Annotated in this window: 17 protein-coding genes and 1 tRNA gene; 5 read left to right on the top strand and 13 right to left on the bottom strand. The window is 67.6% G+C overall.

Annotation, left to right across the window (positions count from 1 at the left end; genetic code table 11):
* Positions 1 to 61: 61 nt before the first annotated feature.
* The 3 genes from K6T50_RS10890 to K6T50_RS10880 are packed head-to-tail and all read left to right on the top strand — an operon-like array spanning position 62 to position 3,438.
* Positions 62 to 796, top strand: a complete 735-nt coding sequence (locus tag K6T50_RS10890; protein WP_222606623.1) for a cob(I)yrinic acid a,c-diamide adenosyltransferase — start codon at positions 62 to 64, stop codon at positions 794 to 796.
* Entirely contained in the window at positions 796 to 2,418 is a 1,623-nt protein-coding gene (locus K6T50_RS10885) for a cobyric acid synthase (protein ID WP_222606622.1), read from the top strand. The genes K6T50_RS10890 and K6T50_RS10885 overlap by 1 nt, the downstream gene beginning before the upstream one ends.
* A 30-nt stretch (positions 2,419 to 2,448) precedes the next feature.
* On the top strand, positions 2,449 to 3,438 hold the full coding sequence (locus K6T50_RS10880; protein WP_222606621.1) for a class I SAM-dependent methyltransferase: 990 nt from the start codon (positions 2,449 to 2,451) through the stop codon (positions 3,436 to 3,438).
* A gap of 108 nt (positions 3,439 to 3,546) precedes the next feature.
* On the opposite strand, the gene K6T50_RS10875 is transcribed toward K6T50_RS10880, so the two are convergent.
* On the bottom strand, positions 3,547 to 3,810 hold the full coding sequence (locus tag K6T50_RS10875; protein WP_222606620.1) for a type II toxin-antitoxin system RelE family toxin: 264 nt from the start codon (positions 3,808 to 3,810) through the stop codon (positions 3,547 to 3,549).
* The gene (locus K6T50_RS10870) at positions 3,803 to 4,078 is read right to left on the bottom strand and encodes a ribbon-helix-helix domain-containing protein (protein ID WP_222606619.1); all 276 of its coding nucleotides are present in this window, start codon (positions 4,076 to 4,078) and stop codon (positions 3,803 to 3,805) included. Before K6T50_RS10870 ends, K6T50_RS10875 begins: the two co-directional genes overlap by 8 nt.
* A 303-nt stretch (positions 4,079 to 4,381) precedes the next feature.
* Here K6T50_RS10870 and K6T50_RS10865 point away from each other — a divergent pair.
* Positions 4,382 to 4,454: transfer RNA gene (locus K6T50_RS10865), tRNA-Thr, on the top strand.
* A 156-nt stretch (positions 4,455 to 4,610) separates the two neighbouring features.
* On the opposite strand, the gene K6T50_RS10860 is transcribed toward K6T50_RS10865, so the two are convergent.
* Complete coding sequence (locus tag K6T50_RS10860) at positions 4,611 to 5,375, bottom strand: mechanosensitive ion channel family protein (RefSeq protein ID WP_222606618.1); 765 nt, start codon at positions 5,373 to 5,375, stop codon at positions 4,611 to 4,613.
* 297 nt (positions 5,376 to 5,672) lie between these two features.
* Between K6T50_RS10860 and dph5 the strand changes: the two genes are divergently transcribed.
* Positions 5,673 to 6,485 carry a diphthine synthase gene (dph5, locus tag K6T50_RS10855; RefSeq protein WP_222606617.1) on the top strand — a complete coding sequence of 271 codons (813 nt, stop codon included), beginning with the start codon at positions 5,673 to 5,675 and terminating at the stop codon, positions 6,483 to 6,485.
* Positions 6,486 to 6,495: 10 nt separating this feature from the next.
* Here the strand turns inward: dph5 and K6T50_RS10850 are convergent, their stop codons facing one another.
* The 10 genes from K6T50_RS10850 to K6T50_RS10805 all read right to left on the bottom strand — a co-directional run bounded on the left by K6T50_RS10850 (position 6,496) and on the right by K6T50_RS10805 (position 18,192).
* Positions 6,496 to 6,924: a type II toxin-antitoxin system VapC family toxin gene (locus tag K6T50_RS10850; RefSeq protein WP_222606616.1), complete on the bottom strand. Its 429-nt coding sequence runs from the start codon at positions 6,922 to 6,924 to the stop codon at positions 6,496 to 6,498.
* The gene (locus K6T50_RS10845) at positions 6,921 to 7,196 is read right to left on the bottom strand and encodes a hypothetical protein (RefSeq protein ID WP_222606615.1); all 276 of its coding nucleotides are present in this window, start codon (positions 7,194 to 7,196) and stop codon (positions 6,921 to 6,923) included. The genes K6T50_RS10850 and K6T50_RS10845 overlap by 4 nt, the downstream gene beginning before the upstream one ends.
* A 53-nt stretch (positions 7,197 to 7,249) precedes the next feature.
* Complete coding sequence (gene artA, locus K6T50_RS10840; RefSeq protein ID WP_222606614.1) at positions 7,250 to 8,248, bottom strand: archaeosortase A; 999 nt, start codon at positions 8,246 to 8,248, stop codon at positions 7,250 to 7,252.
* Positions 8,249 to 8,316: 68 nt separating this feature from the next.
* Positions 8,317 to 8,748 (bottom strand): type II toxin-antitoxin system VapC family toxin, encoded by a 432-nt coding sequence (locus K6T50_RS10835; RefSeq protein WP_222606613.1) that lies wholly within the window; start codon positions 8,746 to 8,748, stop codon positions 8,317 to 8,319.
* The gene (locus K6T50_RS10830; RefSeq protein ID WP_222606612.1) at positions 8,748 to 9,020 is read right to left on the bottom strand and encodes an AbrB/MazE/SpoVT family DNA-binding domain-containing protein; all 273 of its coding nucleotides are present in this window, start codon (positions 9,018 to 9,020) and stop codon (positions 8,748 to 8,750) included. The genes K6T50_RS10835 and K6T50_RS10830 overlap by 1 nt, the downstream gene beginning before the upstream one ends.
* Before the next feature lie 176 nt (positions 9,021 to 9,196).
* On the bottom strand, positions 9,197 to 11,950 hold the full coding sequence (locus K6T50_RS10825; RefSeq protein WP_222608896.1) for a BGTF surface domain-containing protein: 2,754 nt from the start codon (positions 11,948 to 11,950) through the stop codon (positions 9,197 to 9,199).
* Between the two features lie 510 nt (positions 11,951 to 12,460).
* The gene (locus K6T50_RS10820; protein ID WP_222606611.1) at positions 12,461 to 13,867 is read right to left on the bottom strand and encodes a DUF7827 domain-containing protein; all 1,407 of its coding nucleotides are present in this window, start codon (positions 13,865 to 13,867) and stop codon (positions 12,461 to 12,463) included.
* Positions 13,868 to 14,388: 521 nt separating this feature from the next.
* Positions 14,389 to 15,915 (bottom strand): amidase, encoded by a 1,527-nt coding sequence (locus K6T50_RS10815; protein ID WP_222606610.1) that lies wholly within the window; start codon positions 15,913 to 15,915, stop codon positions 14,389 to 14,391.
* A gap of 281 nt (positions 15,916 to 16,196) precedes the next feature.
* Entirely contained in the window at positions 16,197 to 17,519 is a 1,323-nt protein-coding gene (locus K6T50_RS10810; RefSeq protein WP_222606609.1) for a hypothetical protein, read from the bottom strand.
* Positions 17,512 to 18,192, bottom strand: a complete 681-nt coding sequence (locus K6T50_RS10805; protein WP_222606608.1) for a hypothetical protein — start codon at positions 18,190 to 18,192, stop codon at positions 17,512 to 17,514. The genes K6T50_RS10810 and K6T50_RS10805 overlap by 8 nt, the downstream gene beginning before the upstream one ends.
* Positions 18,193 to 18,201: the final 9 nt, after the last annotated feature.

The following is an 18,201-nucleotide window of genomic DNA, read 5'->3' as shown; positions in this document are numbered from 1 at the left end:
GCCGGCGAGCCGGCCGAACCGACCCGGAACTGTTTGTCGACCCACAGCGTACGAGCCACCCATGACCGACCAGAACGCCGCAGACGACGACGGGAACCGCACCGACGACAACGACGCCCGGGACGACGAGAACCCCCGCGCCCGGACGCCGGGGAAGGGCGTCACCCCGGCCGCCCGCGACATCGAGCCCGCCGCGCCCGAAGAGTTCGGGCTGGTGCAGACATGGTGGGGCGACGGGAAGGGGAAGACGACGGCCGCGCTCGGCATGGCGTTCCGTGCGGCGGGCCACGGCTACCGCGTGCACCTCCTCCAGTTCATGAAGGGGGGCGCCGACAGCGTCGAGGACGTCCGCGGCGAGTACAACGCCATCGCGGCGCTGCCGGGGATCAGCTACGAGAATTCCGGCCACTACGGCTGGCACGGGATGGCCGACGGCTCCGACGAGGACGACCACGCCGCCCGCGCGGCCGCGGGGTTCGAGCGCGCGAGAGATCTGGTCGAGGGGTGGAACGAGGTCGACCTGACCGCGCCGCTCCCCCTCGACGGCGACCCAGAGGACGGCGCGCACATGCTCGTGCTCGACGAGATGGTGTACGCCACCAACCGCGAGCTGGTGGATCCCGACGACCTACTCGCGTTGATCGAGTCGAAGCCCGACGCCCTCGAACTCGTGCTCACGGGCGGCCACGAGGAGCCCGAGTACCTGCGCGAGGCGTCCGACCTGATCACCAACGTCCGCAAGGTGAACCACCCGTTCGACGACGGCCACCGCGCCCGCAAGGGTACCGAGTACTGATGGACGGGAGCGAGCGCGCGAGCGCGGACGGCGACGACGAGGTGGCCGCGGGCGGCCGGGCCGGCGGCGACGCCGTCACGCTCCTCGTCGCCGGCACCGCGAGCCACGTCGGTAAGAGCACGGTCGTCGCGGGGCTGTGTCGCCGCCTCGCCGACGCGGGCGTCTCGGTCGCGCCGTTCAAGGCCCAGAACATGAGCAACAACGCCCGCGCGGCGCGCACGCCCGGCGGCGAGTGGGGCGAGATCGGCGTCTCCCAGTACGTGCAGTCGCGCGCGGCCGGGGTCACGCCGACGACGGACGCGAACCCCGTCCTCCTCAAGCCCCGCGGCGAGGGCGAGAGCCAGCTCGTGATCGACGGCGAGGCGGTCGGCCACTTCGCGGCCGGCACGTACTACGACGAGCACTGGGATCGGGCACGGACGGCCGCCCGCGAGGCCCACGGGCGACTCGCGGCCGCCCACGACGTGATCGTCGCCGAGGGCGCCGGCTCCATCGCGGAGATCAACCTCCACGACCGCGACCTCGCGAACGTCGAGACCGCCCGGTTCGCCGACGCGTCGATCCTCCTGTTGGGCGACATCGAACGTGGCGGCGTGTTCGCCAGCCTCTACGGGACGCTGGAGCTCATGCCCGCGGACCTCCGCGAGCGCGTCGTCGGGACCGTGATCACGAAGTTCCGCGGCGACCCCGCGATCCTCGAGCCCGGGCTCGACGAGCTCGAATCGCGTACCGGGATCCCGGTGCTCGGGGTGCTCCCGTACGACGATCCCGGGCTCCCAGAGGAGGACAGCGTGTCGCTGCCCGCCGACGGCGAGCGGGCGGTCGTCGGCGACGACGACGGCGTCGCCGACGCGGCCGCGGTGACCGTCGCGGTACCGCGGTTCCCGCGCGTCTCCAACTTCTCGGACCTGGAGCCGCTGGCGCGCACGCCCGGCGTCCGGGTCGCGTACGTCCCCCTCGAGGCCGACCTCGGGGACGCCGACGCGGTGGTGCTTCCCGGAACCAAGAACACGGTCGACGACCTGCTGGCGCTGCGTGCGGCGGGCTTCGGCGACCGCCTCCGGGCGTTCGACGGGGCCGTCCTCGGCGTCTGCGGCGGCTACCAGATGCTCGGCGAGCGCGTCACGAACGCCGCGATCGAGGGGACCGGCGACGACGACGAGGTCGACGGCGTCGGGCTGCTCCCGGTCGAGACGCGCTTCTCGACGGACAAGCGCGTCCGGGAGACGACCGTCCGGGTCGACGGTGCCGGTCCGCTCGCGGGCGCCCGCGGGACGGTGTCGGGGTACGAGATCCACATGGGGCGGACGGAGCCGGTCGACTCGGACGCCGTCGCGACGCCGCTGGAGCCGGGGAGCGCCGCCGTCGGCGACGTGGCCGGGACGTATCTCCACGACGTGTTCTCCGCCGACCCCGTCCGGGAGGCGTTCGTCGACGCCGTCTTCGCGCACGCGGGCCTGACGCGCCCCGCGGGGGCGGACGACGCGCGCGACCCCTACGAAGCGGCCGCCGGCCTCGTCGCCGAGTTGGACCTCGAGACGCTGTTCGGCGACGCGGTGTCCCCCGACGCCGGGGCGGTCGGGGACGCGTCCGGGGGCCCGGCGGTCGACCCGGACCGGTAGCCCTTTTCGCGCGGCCGGCCCAGCCCGGGTATGACCACGCCGTGCGTCCGCGCCCCCGTCCGCGAGGGCGAGGCGACGAGGGCGGCGCTCGCCGAGCGCGACCTGCTCGACGGCGACCGCGAGATCGCCGTCGAGGACGGCGAGATCTTCGTCCCCGTCGTCGACGCCGCCGCCGCTCGCGAGGCGGGGTACGAGGTCGTCGACCGCGAGACCACAGAGCGCGACGGCCCGACGCCGCCCGCGGAGGTCCTCGGGTTCGAGCCCTCCTACGAGCGCCTCGGCGACATCGTCATCCTCGACGAGGACGACCCCGAGCGCGCACGTGAGATCGCCGACGCGATCGTCGAGTCGGACGTGCCCTGCGAGACGGTGGTGAACCGCGCCTCGAAGGTCGCCGGCGAGTACCGCGTCCGCGAGTGGGACCTCCTCCACGGCGAGGGCACCGAGACGGTCCACCGCGAGTACGGCCACGAGTTCGCCCTCGACGTCGCCGAGGTGTACTTCTCGCCGCGCCTCGCCACCGAACGCCACCGCGTCGTCGAGCAGGTCGAGGCCGGCGAGCGCGTCGTCGACATGTTCGCGGGGGTCGGCCCGTTCGCGGTTCCGATGGCCGCCCGCGGCGCCGACGTGCTCGCGTGCGACGTGAACCCCGCGGCGATCCGCTACCTGCGCGAGAACGCCGAGCGCAACGGCGTCGCCGACCGGGTCACGGCGCTGGAGGGCGACGTTCGCGAGACGACCGCAGACTACGACGGCTGGGCCGACCGGGTCGTGATGAACCTCCCGCACAGCGCCGACGAGTTCCTCGACACCGCGGTCCGGCTCGCGGGCGACGACTGCGTGCTCCACCTGTACGACATGGCCCACGAGGACGACCCGTTCGGGCCGGGCGAGCGCGCGATCCGGGAGGTCGCCGAGCCCGCGGGCTACGAGGTTGAAGTGGTAACGAAGCGGGAAGTACGGTCGTACGCGCCGCACGAACTGAACGTCTGTCTGGACGTGCGGATCAGGCGAGCCTGAGGAAGTAGGGAGGTCGAAACCGGGTAGATTGCCTGCTATCGGAGTTCCTCGACAAGTGCAGCCGCGTGTCTCCCGATCGGGAAACACCCCGAACTGGAAAACAGGCACTCACGGCGGGAGGTGTCGGTCATAGATGTTTCGCCGGTGCCCGACGGCCTCCACGCGGAGGAGATCGGCGCCGCGATCCCAGGTGATGATAGCCCGGTAGTCTCCCGCCCGGAGCTTGTAGTAGGGATATCCGGAAAGCGACTCCAGGCGGTGCTCGGTCCACTCGGTCGCCTCGCCCACTTTGTTCATCACACGGTCGGCGACCTGCGGGTCGAGGCCGTCCAAGTGGTCGAGGGCCTGTTCGGTGTACTCGACATCAGTCATCCAGCCCCAGCCGCTCGCGGGCCTCCTCTGCCGACACCGTCTCGCCCCGTTCCACCTGTTCGCGACTCTCCTCCAGGTCGGCGAGCGTCTCTTCGGACAGCGTCGCCGGTGGGTTCACCCAGTCGCGCAGCGCGTCACGGATGGCCTCGGACTTGCTGGAGTACCCGCGGCGTTCCCATTCCTCGTCGATACGCTGCAGCAGGCTCTCCGGGACGCGGACGTTGATCTTCTCCATCCGGTCGTCACCGGCGTTCGTGTCGGTGCTCATGTTCTGTGATACAATGGTATCACACAAAAGACTGTCTCTCGGCTCGCACTGGTGGATTCAGAGTCCGGCGACGACGTTCTCCAGCAGCCCGTCGTTCGTGCTGTCGAAGGTCAAGTAGGACAAGGGCGGCGTCTCCCGATCGGGATGTGATGAACGCGTCCCGATCGAGTCTACAACTATCGCCACAGTCGGGGACCTCGGGATCGTTCGAACCCACTCCTGAGGAAAACGTGCGAGTCCGGGTCACGCCGACGCACATTCGCAACCCTTATTCCCGTCATGGCAGTACGACTGATCGCACGCGCCGGTGTAGCTCAGCTGGCAGAGCGATTCCTTCGTAAGGAATAGGCCGAGGGTTCAAATCCCTCCACCGGCTTCCTTGCTGCGAACGAACGTGGGCAGCGGAAGCCACCCGTGGAGGGATTTGAACTAGACCGGGCGAGCGAAGCGAGTCCGGGCGTAGCTCACGATCCCCTCCACCGGCTTTCTCGTCGCGTCGACTGTTCCCACGAGTCGTGACGCTCGCGCTCGATCAGTCGTCGTCGGTCGCGGGCGCGCCCTCGCCCTCCCGGCGCTTGTTCCGGGGCCGGGGCGTCGCCGAGGACACCTGGCCGGCCCACCGACCGATGTTCTCCTGCACGTAGGTGTGGCCGCCCCAGCCGACGGCGACGCCGACGCCGATGGCGATGGCCGCGGCGAGCCCCCACGCGATCGCCTGGGCGAACACCGTGAGGATGCTGGTGTCGACGCCCATCGTCGACAGCCCGATCACGACGGCGGTGAAGTACAGGAACAGCCGGGTGCCCGTGGCGAACCACGAGGTGTACTCGTTCTCGGTCGCCGCCTCGGTGCGGGTGATCGCGTCGCCGATGAAGTCCGCGACGACGAACCCGAGGACGATCACGAGCAGGCCGCCGACGAACGCCGGGAGGTACGACACCGCCGTCTGGATCCACTCGGACAACAGCGGGATCGCGAGCACGTTCGCGGCCGCAAGCACGGCCAACGCGTACACGAACCACTTGCCGAGCGTCCCGAACGCCTTCGAGACGGCCGACTCGGTTCCGCCGAGGATCGTCCCCAACGGCGTCGCCAGCACCGCACGATCGACCTCGACGCGGTCGGCGAGCACACGGATCACCCGCGCGGCGCCGGTTCCGACCAGCCAGCCGATGAGGAGGATAACGACCGCGCCGATCAACCGCGGTACGAACGCGAGCGTCTGTGCGACTGCCGTCTGCAGGAACTCGGGAACCCCGATCTGGGCGACGACCGCACCGCCAGTGTCGATGAACATGACTCCCTATACGAACGTCGCCGACCGCTTTGTTAGCCACCTCGCCGTACGAGGACGACGTCGGCAAGCCAGGGTTACTCCTCGCAGGTGGCGGGCGCCGATCTCGCCGACCGCGCGGGGGTGTGGACGTCGACTCCGCGGGCTCGTCGCTCGTTGGGCCGGTAGGGAGTCCATTTCGAACCGGTACCGAGTCCGGCGGCGACGTCCCGTCGGCGTCGACCGGCCGTGCGCGAGGATCCACTCGTGACTGAAGCGCCGGAGCGAAACCGGGAAGCGACGGGCGGGCGTGCTCCCGATATGCTCACCTTCATCGGCCTCGGCCTCTGGGACGAGCGCTCGGTCACCGTCGAGGGACGCGAGGCGCTGCGGGCGGCCGACCGCGTGTTCGCGGAGTTCTACACCAGTCGCCTCGCGGGTACCACCGTCGAGGCGCTGGCGGATCACCACGGCGTCGACATCGAGGTCCGCGACCGCGCCGGCGTCGAGCAGGACCCGACCCCGATCCTCGACGCCGCTGCCGAGGGGGACGTGGCGTTTCTCACCGCCGGCGACACGATGATCTCGACGACGCACGTCGACCTCCGGGTCCGGGCGGCCGAGCGCGGCATCGACACCCGGGTGATCCACGGCATCACCGCCCAGTCGGCCGCCTCCTCGCTGACGGGGCTACAGAACTACCGCTTCGGCAAGGCCGTGACGCTCCCGTTCGAATACGCCCACGGGGCCGAGGGGACCCCCCAAAGCGTCATCGACGGGATCGAGGCGAACCGCGAGCGCGGGCTCCACACGCTAGCGTATCTCGACATCAAGGTCGCGGGGTCGTCTCCCGCCGGACCCGCCGAGGGCGAACCCGACGAGTACATGACCGCCGACCACGCCGCCGCGGCGCTGGCACGCGACTGGAACGAGGACGCCGTCGGGGTGGCAGTCGCACGGGCGGGCAGTCCCGAGCCGGTCGTCGCCGCCGACACGCTGGCGGCGCTCGGCGAGCGCGACTTCGGCGACCCGCTGCACATGCTCGTGATCCCGGGGGAGTTGCACCACCTGGAGGCGGAGGCGCTCGCGGCGTTGGCCGGGTGTCCGCGGGACGTGTTGCCGGCGGTCGAGTAACCGATCGAGGCTACGGAGGGAGATGGGTTCGGTCGATCAATCCGTCGAAATCGGAATCGAAGCTCATGATCGAGTCGATTCCGTGCGAGTCACACTGCGAGAGCGAGACGGCGTCGGTGAAGCTGAGGTCGTGGTCAGAAAACTCCCTGAAGGTCGCCCACCCGTCGGCGAGCGCGTCCCTCTCGAGCGTGATGAGTTCGAACACCTCCGGGAACGGGTCCTCACCGAGAACACGACGGCCGACGGTCACAGCCGCCTCCGTGGATCCGGTACGCCGCCTGGTCAACGTTACAGTCTCGTCGAGCACGTAGTCACTCGTGTACGCCGTTCCGTAGGTGCCATCGAGGACCGCATCAATCAACTCGACCGCGCGGTCGTGCCGCTCGGCGTCCACGTCGTGGTGGGCGTACAGCACACCGGTATCGACGAACACGCTCACTCGTACAGTACCTCGTCGATGTCCTCCTCGGTCGTTGTCACACCCGAAGCGATCATTCCGTCGTGGAAGGCCGCTCGGTCGTCGTCGGACAACGGAACGTGCTCGGGACGGAACGACTCGATGAGCTCCGCCTTGGATTCGACGGCGCCGTCGACGAGTCGTGCGAGCAGTTCTTGCTGCGTCACGTTCCGTCCGGTCTGCAGGCGAACTTCCGCTTGGAGGCGTTCGAGCCGTGATTTCGTCTCGTCATCGACCTTTACAGACGTGGACATACCTCCCAGTAGAGGGCTCTACGCGGTAAACGTTTCCACCGGAAGAACGGGCGCTACCGATCGTCAACGTCTCGACCGCCATCCGCCCGAACTGGCTCTCGCGGCAGGTCCAGCGACTCCAGCAGGTCGTACTCCTCCTTCGTGATCATGTACAGCACGTCCTCGATCACGGTGACGAGTTCGGGGAGTTCGCGAACGACGAGGTAGGTGATCCCGACGAGCGCGACGACGGCGAGCACCTGCGATATCACCCGGTCTGAGAGGAAAAACGACACCATGTACGGGTCCGAGGAGCCGAACAGGAACAGCACCTCGTCGACGAACAGCTGGAGATACTGGTTGCCGAAGGTGATCCCGATGAACGTGGTCCGGGCGATGTTGAGCAGCCAGATGATCGGGATGGAGACGGCCAGCGCGCGCAGCTTCCGGCCGAGGGGGGCACGCACCGCGGCGATGAGCCCCGCGAAGATCGCCATGCTCCCCAGCCCGGTGCACGCGAGGACGACCTCGAACAGGAGGCCGTGTCCGTCGGCCGTGACGAACCGATACGCATTCTGATACCCCAGGATCGGCCCCTCGACCAGCGCGGGCTCGTAGCCGAACTGCGCCATCGCCCAGCCGGTCTGTCCGGTGACGACGAGGATCAGCGTCCGCTTGAGCACCTCGATCGACTCGAACGGGAAGTAGACGACTCCCATCGCGGCTACCGCCCGCGAGAGCACCAGCAGCGAGTCGCGGCCGTTCCACAGCAGCCACCCGGCGTACAGACACGCGGGGACCGCGAGCAGCGAGAGCACCCCCTCGACGTAGCTCTTCTGCGTGAACGCGAAGTGCGGGAACAGCGCGAGCCAGAAGGCGGCGAACAGCACCCACCCCGCGGTCGCGAGCGTGCGCTCGGGCGGGGTCTCGGAGGCGTCGAGGCGGCGTCGGAGGGTCGCCAGCGCGCCCGCGTCGTCGCCGACGCGGTTGCGTCGGACGTACTCGACGCCCGCGCCCGCGAGGAACGTCGCGATCACCACCCACCCCAGCAGGTCGGTGTAGATGCTCGCCATTCGTTCGTGGATCGGCGCTGTCGGGTAAAGCCCTTGTCGTCTCGTGTGTCGTGGGTGCCGAGGCGCAGCTACTGGCGTGGGTCGTTCGGTGTGTCCAGTCGAGTGATCCACTCGATCGCGTCGAAGTCATCGTCGAACGAATACAGGTAGTCGATGTCCACCCGCTCCATGTACGCGACGAGCGTCGCATCACCGAACGCGATCCCGTCGTATGTCTCGAACAACTCGACTGCCCGGTGGAAATCCGCCTGTGCGGAATGAACCAATTCGAATCCCGCCGAAGCGGAGAGTCGGTTCCGGAGGTCGACCGCGATATCGTGTCGTCGCCGTTCGTGAATCCAGTTCAGCGACTCCAACAGGACGTAGTTCGTCACCCGAGTAGTCGGGAGTTCGCCTCGATCGATACCGAGGACGATCGCTTCGGCACGCTCGTGGCGGTCGTCCGCACTCGTGTCCTTGTAGTCGATGAGAACGTTGGAATCGACGACTGCGTGGGGCATCAGGCGTCCTCCGCGAACGCGGAGTCCACCTCGTATCCGGAGGCGTCGTGCGTTTCCAGACTGTCACCGCCCATGTCGGCCTTCCGGTCGTCGTCCTCAAACGCGCCGTAGCGTTGTCGAACGACCTCGATCGAGAGCTGCCCCTCCTCGTCGACGTTCCACCGGAGTTTATCCCCCGCCTCGATGTCGAGCCGTCGCCGAAGTGATGCCGGGATGGTTACCATTCCCGTATCGCTGACGGTCGTTTCTTCCGGGGAGCCGTCGGTCGCCATGAGTAGCGATACGGGTCACCGTCTCATACATGTTGCGGCACATGGAAGCCGGTCGCTCATCTGTGTCGGTGTCGGTCCGATCGACGGCGCCGCCGCTGGCCGACATGAGCGCGTCGAAAGAAAGGGTCCGCGTGAAGCGGAAGGTGACCGGGTTACGCCCGGTCAGTCGTGGTTAGTTAGTTGTCGCGGCGGACCGCCAGCAGCGCAGCGCCGATGAGGGCGATGACTGCCAGCACGGCACCGAAGCCGGGCGTCGACGTGGACGTCTGGGTCGCCGTCGGCGTGCCCTCGTCAGGCGTCGCGGTGGCCGTCGGCGTGCCCTCGTCAGGCGTCGCGGTGGCCGTCGGCGTACCGTCGTCCGGTGTCGCGGTGTCCGTCGGCGTGCCGTCGTCCGGCGTGGCCGTCGGCGTCGAGACGCTCTCGACGAGGACACCGTCAGCCGACGCGGAGAAGCCAGCCTGACGGACGCTAGCGGTGAAGGTGTCACCGGCAGCGTTGTCGTTCAGGTTGAAGGTCGCCTCGAACGTGCCGTCCGCCTGGACGGTCACGGTCTGCGTCTCGATGAAGCGCGGCTGCGTCTCCTCGGTCGACTGGACACGCACCGTGAACTCCGTCCCGGGCGCGACGTTCGTCGTACCCGTGATGGACGCGTTGCCGGCAACTGCCTCAACCTCGTCGTCCTCGTTCACGTCGAAGCTACCGTCGGCCTCTTCGACGCTGAAGTTGGCCGCAGCGGTCTGGTACTCGTCTTCAGCTCCCTCTGCGTCGACATCATCGTCGATGTCGAGCAGGCGGTCGCTCTGGACGTTGATGTCGGTCTCAACGTTGTCACCGTCCTCGAAGCCAGCATCCTCGAGGGCGGCCGTGTCAACGAAGACGTAGTAGTTCGACGAGCTGTCGTCGTACACGACCGTCAGTGCGCTGGTGGCCTCGCTCGCGGTGAGCGTGCTCACGTTGAGCGAGGTCGCTTCGGCGTTCGAGCCGGGGTTGGTCTCCTCGAAGAGGATCTCAACCGCGGGCTGGCCGTAGTCGTTGGTCTCCTGCGTAGCCTGGTACAGCGCCTCCGTCGTGGAGTCGCCGTCCGCGCTCACATCGTCGAGGAGACCCTCGAGACCGGGCGCAGTGACCTGGTGGACCAAGATGTCGTCCATCGAGCCGTCGGGGTCGATGGCGACCGTGTCAGTCTGCGTGACCTGGTCGTTCTCGACGGCCGAGGTGATGGCCGCAACCTCGTCCTCGTCCTCGTCGTCGATTGCATCAGCGACAGCTTCGAGCGTGGTGTCGCTCGTGCGCCAGAGCTGCTGGCTCGGCGCCTCACGCTGCTCGATGATGAGCGTACCGACCTCGTCGGGGCTGTCGGCCGTCGCGACCGCGTCGCCCGTGCTCGTACTGACGATGTAGTCGCCAGTGTCGAGGATATCCGAGAGCTGCTCGTAGTCTGCGTCACCGTCGTTGGTCAGGGTAACCTCGTCGTCAGTGCCCACGCTGTCGCCAGCAAGGGACACGGTCGTCCCGGCACCGCCGGCAGTGTAGGTGTTGAACGTGAAGGTGACCTGGTCGTCGTCACTGTCCTCAGTGACGGTGACGTTGGCCTGGTATCCGTCCTCTTCGATGTCGCCGATGAGGACCGTGCCCTCGGTGGCGCCACCGGAGAACTCGACGGTGAACTGGGCGTTGTCACCCTGCGTGACAGTGACCGTGCCCTCGCTGAGCGCGGCCTCGCCTTCCTCAGCCTCGTTGACGGTGACGTTACCGGCCGTCACGGTGACGCCAGTCGCAACGTCCGTGACCTCGACCGTGTAATCGCCCGTGTCTTCGAGCGTACCGGCGTCGAAGGCGCCGTTACCGGAGCCGTCGAGCGTGACGGTGTCCTCGGCGACGACATCGTCGTCGGAGTCGAGGACATCAACGTCAACGTCGCGGTTGCCGTTGTTGGCGCTGATCTCGCCCGTCAGGGCCTCCTCGACCGTGATGTTCTCCTCGTCAACCGAGGCGTCCAGACCGAGGTTCCGCAGCGTCAGGATCTGGTCAGGGCCGGACGAGAAGGTAACGTTGTAGTCACCCAGGTCACGGTCGCCCGTGTCGAAGGTGTAGACCTGGCTGTTGGTGCCGGTCGTTCCGCTGAAGAAGAAGTCGTTGGGACCCGTGACTTCAACGGAGCTGTCGAGACCGGTGCTGTCGACGACAGCGACGGTCGAACCCTCGAACGCGGTCGCGTCGTTGTTGGTGACGTTCTTGATCGTCGTGGACGCGAACGTGACACTGAAGTTGTCAGAGATCGCGTTACCGGCGGAGTCCTCAACGTCGATGTTGACGACATCAACACGCGGGTTGACATCGCCAGCAACATCGACGAGGAACTGGCCGTTGTTCATGTTGCCGCTGACGGAGTAGGGGGTGTCAACGACGGAACCATCCTCATCGTAGAGCGTGATGGTGCCCGAGCTGATATTCTCGCTGAACGCGATCTCAAGCTCGCCGTCCTCGCCGGAGGACGTGTCATTGTCGTAGTGGACAACGCTGTTGACCGACGGCCCCGAGTTGTCTACCGTGAACGTGAATGTATCGTCGGCCGTGGTGGGGGAGCTAGTGTTCTCAGCCGCGGCGAGAACGTAGTCTCCCTCAGGAAGGTCCGACGGAACAGTCAGGGTGCCGTCAGTTACGGATGCCCCAGTGAACGTGTCGTTGACCTCCGACGAGTTCAGGGCATTGTCCTCATTTTCATCGATCCATACCGTAATGTTGTCCGCATTCGCGGCTGAAGCATCGAACGTAATGTCGTTGCCTGCTTGCACACTCGAATCAACGCCCGAGAGTGTAGCATTAGCCGCAGCAGCCGTCCCTGTAAACGCGACAGTGCCAGCGAAGACGCTGAACACCATCAGCGCTGTCAGGAACAGCGCGCGGATCTTGTTGTTAGTTTCTGTCATGGTTTGCTGTAGTCGCACTGCAAGCGGCGACAACACCGTTCGCCCACGCCTGCTCCAGAACGCCCGCGAAGCGGACTCGGCGAGGGATACTATCTGCTGTCACCATGGGTAGGGGTACGGTCGTTACCAACATCGGACCTTATAAATGTCTTGTGGTAAATCCGGGGGCGCGTCAACGCTTCACACACCAGAATTCGGGCGTGTCGGGGGTTCTCGCCCGAACCGCGAATAAGTACTTTGTGGAGGATCGTGGGCGGAGGTGCCACGGCGCCGCGGAGGATTTGGGTCGGGTTCGGCTCGCGCGCGTCCCGGACGAAGGCGGATCGTATCGAGCCAAGTATCGCTCACGTCCGTCGAGAACGGTTCGCCTCTCGAAGATGCCTCCAAGCGAACAAATCCACGTACGCGAGTGCGAGACATTCTCTAAGTAGTGCGCAGTTTCAGCATCTCGATCGCGCCACGTCAACGAGAGCCTGTGAGTAGGTCCTCACGTAATCAGGTTGATTGCTGTTACGATGCCTCCGTCGCGTTCTCCTCGACGATCACCCCCTCGGACGCCGTCGTGAAGGGTCCCTGCGTGACCTCCGCTTCGAACGTATCTCCGGGAGCTTGCGCGCTCAAATTGAACGATGCCGTGAACGTCCCGTCACTACCGACGGTGACTGTCTGGCTCTCGAGGAACGCCGCTTGAACTTCTTCGCCCGAGCGAATGACGACCGTCAACTCCGTCCCCGGCGCGACGTTCGTCGTTCCGGTGATCGTCGCGTTCTCGCCGGCCGTCGTCGTCACGAGGTCGTCCTCGTTGACATCGAACTCACCGTCGGCCGCTTCGAGCGTGAAGGTCGCCGAAGCGGTCGGATACCGGGATGCACCCTCCGAGGCATCCGTCTCGTTCGGATCGATGTCGAGCAGGCGCGCGTCCTGCAAGGTACCGTTGACGGCGATCTCGTCGCCGTCCTCGAAGGCGGAATCCGTTCCGTCGACCGTGCTGGCGGCCACGGCGTCGTAGTCCACGAACACGTAGAACGTGTCCCCGCCGGCGTAGACGACCGTGAGCGCGTCGTCGATCCCCGTCCCTGCAGAGAGCGTCTCGCCGAGGTCGAGCGTAACGGGCTCCCGGTTCAGCCCCGGATTCTGCTCCGCAAGGACGACACGAAACGGGGCATCGGAGGAGTTGTTCGACCGGATGGCTGCAGTGAACTCGTCCGTGACCTCACCGCCGCTGACTGTGCCGAGCATTCCGGACAGCCCTGGCACGGAGAGCTCGGTGACGAGCACGTCGCTGTTCGAATCGTTGGGTGTGAACGCCAGCGTGTCGGTCCGCGTCAGTCGTTCGTTCACGATGGCGTCGCCGACGCTCGTCACCGCAGAGCGGGTCTCGTTGTCGCTAGCCTCCCGAACGTCCGAGAGCGTGTCCTGCGTCGTCCGCCAGAGCGTTTGTGACGGGTCCGAACGCTCAGCGACGAACAGCGCCCCGACGAAGTCCGGCGTTTCGAGAACGGCGGCGGGGTCGTCGTTCGTCCCGACCGCGACGAGGTAGTCGCCGGTGTCGAGGAGGGAATTCAACCCGGTCTGGCTCTCAGTGCTGTCGAACGTGATCCGGTCGGATTCGCTGTCGCCGACCAACCGGACGACGGTACCGGCCGAGGTGTTGCCCGCCGTGTAGGTGTTGAACGCGAAGGTAACTTCCCCGTCGTCGTTGGCGTCGGTGACCGAGACGTTGGCCTGATAGCCGTCCTCGCTCTCGTTGCCGATGACGACCGTCGCGGAGCTACCGGAGTCGTTCAGCCGCACGGTGAACGTCGCGATCCCGCCTCGTGGAACCTCGATGGAACCCTCCGAGAGGTTGACCTCGCTGTCGCCGTCGCTTTGGACGAGCGTTGTGGGCCGATGCGGGCTGTCGGTGTGCGTACTCACCTGAACGGACGCGCCCGTCGATCCGGGGTCTCGGACGGGAGGTACGTCACTGAGGGTTCCCGCTGAAGCGGTGGGAGCCCCGGCTGCAGTTCCCGCGGCGGCAGTGCCAGCGAAGACGCTGAACACCACCACCGCGGCCAAGAGCAATGCACGGGTTCTGAGAGTTGGGTCTGTCATGAGCTATCGAAGTCGTACTGCGACGTGGTTTCACCGCGATTCGTCCGGATCTCGACGCAGTTCCTGTGCCGGTTGCGAGGAATACGCGAGAGCGTCATCTGATAGGGGTACCCAGTACATCGATCGGACAGGGTTAATTCTTTGTAGCCAGGTAAAGACGAATATATCCGATTGCCGTGGGAGAGGACCCACTTTCAACGGAATAGAAATACTTCGAGTTCACCTTGCTGCTCGCTTGCGGCCAACCTCGACGATCTCTTCGATCAGTAGAAGTCGTCCGGCCTCGCGATCGCCCTCCGGATCAGCCGATCGCCGTCTCTCGCGCCGGTGGCGAAGTGCGACCGCTACAACGTTACCTCGACGTGCTGCTCGAAGGCGTGCGCACTCGCCAGCGCGGTCGCGTCGTCGAAGCTGTCGCCGACGAACATCACGCCGACCGGAAGGCCATCCGACTGCCCTGCGGGCACACTGATCGCCGGGTGGCCGGTGTTGTCGAACGGCGCCGTGTTCGAGAGCATGTCGAGCGCTCGGTCGATCGCTTCGACCCGCGAGATGTCGCGATCGACCTCGTGAGCAGTCTGCGGTGTCGTCGGCATCGCGAGCACGTCGACGTCCTCGAGCGCCTGGTCGTAGGCGTCGGTGAGCTTGCGAGCGAGGTTCTGTCCCTTGGCGTGGTAGTGCCCCCGGTACTCGTTTGACAGGTACTGTCCGGCGATCAGCGTGAGCTTCATCGTCGTGAGGTAATCGTCCGCCTGAGATCGGCGAGCACGACCGAACGCGTCCGCGAACTGCGTGTCGTAGAAGCCCTTCCCGTAGTGGCCGACACACTCGGCGTTGACCGTCGCAGTGATCTCTTCGAGGCCGATCGCGTTCCAGATCGGCAGGCCGTCGAGATGCATCGGCACCGAGACGTCGACCACCTCCGCGCCGGCCGCTTCGAACGCATCGAGCGCGGTACGGACCGTCTCGTCGACGCCCGGTTCGCTCTGCTCGTGGCCGAAGCCCTCCTGTAGCACCCCGACGGTGATCTCGCTCGGAGTTACCCCGAGCGCCTCGCTGTAGTGCTGGGTGGGGACGGCACCCTGTCGCGGATCGAGCCCGTCGGCGCCCGCGAGCACGTCGAGCATGAGCGCACAGTCCTCGACCGTCGAGCACATCGGGCCGACGTGGTCGAACGAGCGACCGAGTCCGGCGACGCCGGTGTAGGGAACGAGGCTGTGTGTGGGTTTGTGGCCGACGATCCCGCTCCACGAAGCAGGGATCCGGATCGACCCGCCCTGGTCGCCGCCGATGGCGACGTCGACGTCCCCCGTCGCGACCGCGGCCGCACTCCCGCTGGAGGATCCGCCTGCGATGTAGTCGTCATCGCGGGGATTGAGCACGGGACCGGTCGCCGAGAGCTCGCCGCTCCCGGACAGCGCCATGTCCTCCATGTTGAGCTTCCCCGTGATCGTCGCGCCGGCATCGAGCAGTCGTGTGACGATCGTCGCGTCCGTGGACGGCACGTACCCCTCGAACAGTTTCGAGCCGAGCGTCATCTCGACGCCCGCGAGCGACACGGAGTCTTTGAGCCCGACCTCGTAGCCGGCGAGTGGTCCCCCGTCCGCGCCCTGTACCTCACACTTCCGGACGAACGCGTTGAGCGGGTCTTCCTCGGCGTCGGGCTCGTAGCCCGGATCGCGGGTGTGGTACTTCACCTCCGGCGTCGGCGCCGACAGTTCGTCGATCCGCTCGTACCCGTCCAACATCCCCTCGATGATCGCCGCGAAGTCGGCGACCTCGTCGTCCGACAGCGACATGTGATGCTGTTCGGCGAGTTCTCGGATCTCTTCGGTAGTCGGCGGACGGACGTTCGGTGGAGATTCTGACACGAAAACAACCATTGAGTTGTGATAGCAAATAACTATTCACCGGCTACGGCCCGGGATCGGTACAAGCCGTGCCGTCCTGAACTCCGCCACCTGCTGACCGTCGCGGGGACGAGACAGGCGCCACAGATCGGTCCCTCGACGGGGAGGGGGTTCGCCGCAGATATCTCACGCCCGACGACGAACCCGCCGACACCCCGTTCGACCTGATCGTCACACAGGACACCGAACGCGAGTCGTAATACCTCGCGCCGACGGCCGACCGACGGGGCGACGTTCCCGCGCTAGTCGGCCTCGCCGAGCGCCCGTGCCACCGCGACGCTGGCGTCGCCGACCGACCGCGCGACCGCCTCGGCCCGGACGAGGTCGCGCAGCTCCCAGTCCAGCCGCGAGAGCGCGACCTCGTCGTCGGCGTCGACGCGCGCCAGCCGCTCGTCGACGTACCGCAGCACGGCCGCGAGCCGGTGGGTCTGCAGCCGGTCGAGCCGCGGGTACTCCCCTTCCTCGTGAACCGTCACGACCGCCTCCCTGGCACGGGTACGCATCGTGTCGACGTCCGCCGCCGACGCGGGGTCGATCGCCTCCCCCGAATCGACCCGCGACCGGAGCGTCTCGACGGCGCCGATCTGCGCGAGCGTTCCGTGTGCCCCGACGATCGTCTGTGGGAACGCTCCGGATTCCAGCGTCTCCCCGAGATCGCCGCGGCGAACGTCATCCCGAAGGTCGCGCAGCGCCCGCTCGGCGGGCGGCGCCTCCCGGTCGGCCTCCGCAGTGAAGGGCCCCTCGTCGAGCCCGGCGTCGATGCGGCGCTCGCCCACGTGGTCGACGAGCGCGTCGGCCGCGCTTGCGAGCGCGTCCCGACGGTCCCGTACCCCGTCGCCTCCGCGGAGGCGGTCGAGGAGGTGAGCCGCGTCACGGAGTTCCCCGCGGGCGGACGCCAGGTGCTCGTCCGCCTCGGCCACGTCGAGCGCGGTCGTCGTGTCGCGCTCCTCGGTCGTCAGCACGCGGTTCAGGTCGCCGATACACGACCGGACGAGCCCCGCGATCGCGTCGTTGACGACGGCCGCCTCGATCGCGTCCGCGCCGAGGTGCGCCCACCGGTCCCGGAACGCGCCCAGCTCCTCGCGAAGCGCTTCCCCGTCGTCCCGCACGTCGGGGATCGTTCGGTCGCCGTCGATCGCCGCCCAGCCGCCGGCGACGTATCCGATCTCCCGGCGGGCGTGCCGGAGGCTCCCGGCGCGTTCCGTGGGCGTCGGTTCCTCGTCGGCGCCCGCGAGCGCCTCGCGTGCGGCCGCCGCGCTCCGGTTGAGGTGGTCGCGCATCGCGCCGTTGGGGACCGCGGCGGCGTCGAACGGCGCCGGAACCGACGCAAGCGCCGACTCCAGGTCGGATTCGGTCCCGTCGAGGTACGACGCCGCGAACGCGACCGGGAGTCGGTCGGGGATCGACGGCGGCTCCTCGGCGAGGATCGCGGAGACCTGCTCGCCCGTGACCGTCGTCCGTGACTCGCCGAACGGGAGCCCCGAACAGCCCGCGAGCGACGCCGTGACCGCGGCTCCCGCGCCCGCGAGGACCGCGCGGCGCGTCCGCCCGGGCGACTCACGCATCGTCGCCCTCCGCGGTCGCGTTCGACGCCGGGACCGCGTCGGCGGTGATCGGTTGCCCGCGCTCGGGCCGGCGCCTCCGCTCGCCACACGAGCTCCCGCTCACGCCCGAGCCGTAGCTCGTGATCCGGTCGGGGTCGAGCGCCTCGGGGAGCCGGACGAGCCACGCCGTCGCGTCGCGGGCGTCTGGCTCGCACGCCACGTCCGCGTCGCGGAGCACCCGGCCGAACTGCGTGTCGATGTCGGTCTCCGACCACGACACGTCGCACAGCTGAAGCTCGTAGCAGCGACGGACGGAGAACTCTTCGAGGTAGATCGTTTCCGTGTCGAACGTCGTCTCCGCGAGGAACGACCGCGCGGCCTCGACGCCGTCCACGTCGGCGAACCGCAGCCGGTCGACCTCCTCGCGGGACGTGACGAACGTCGGTAGTCGGCGCCGAGGCTCGCCGTCCGTCCGGGTCCGCGTCTCGTCGGGGATCCACACCAGCGGCCCGTCGGTCGCCCCGCGGAGGCGCCGATGCGCCGGCACCGAGTCGGGGTCGAACGGGTCGCGTGCCGGCTCGGTCGGCGTCACGTCGTCGCCGGCGCTGCCGCTCCCGCTACAGCCCGCGAGCGCGGCGAGCGCCCCGGCGGCGCCGAGGAGGGTTCGTCGTCGAGTGAGTTCGGAGGAGACCATCGGACGGAC

Source organism: Halobaculum magnesiiphilum, from assembly GCF_019823105.1.
In the GTDB taxonomy this organism is placed as follows: domain Archaea; phylum Halobacteriota; class Halobacteria; order Halobacteriales; family Haloferacaceae; genus Halobaculum; species Halobaculum magnesiiphilum.
This window is presented reverse-complemented; position numbering and strand designations above follow the sequence as displayed.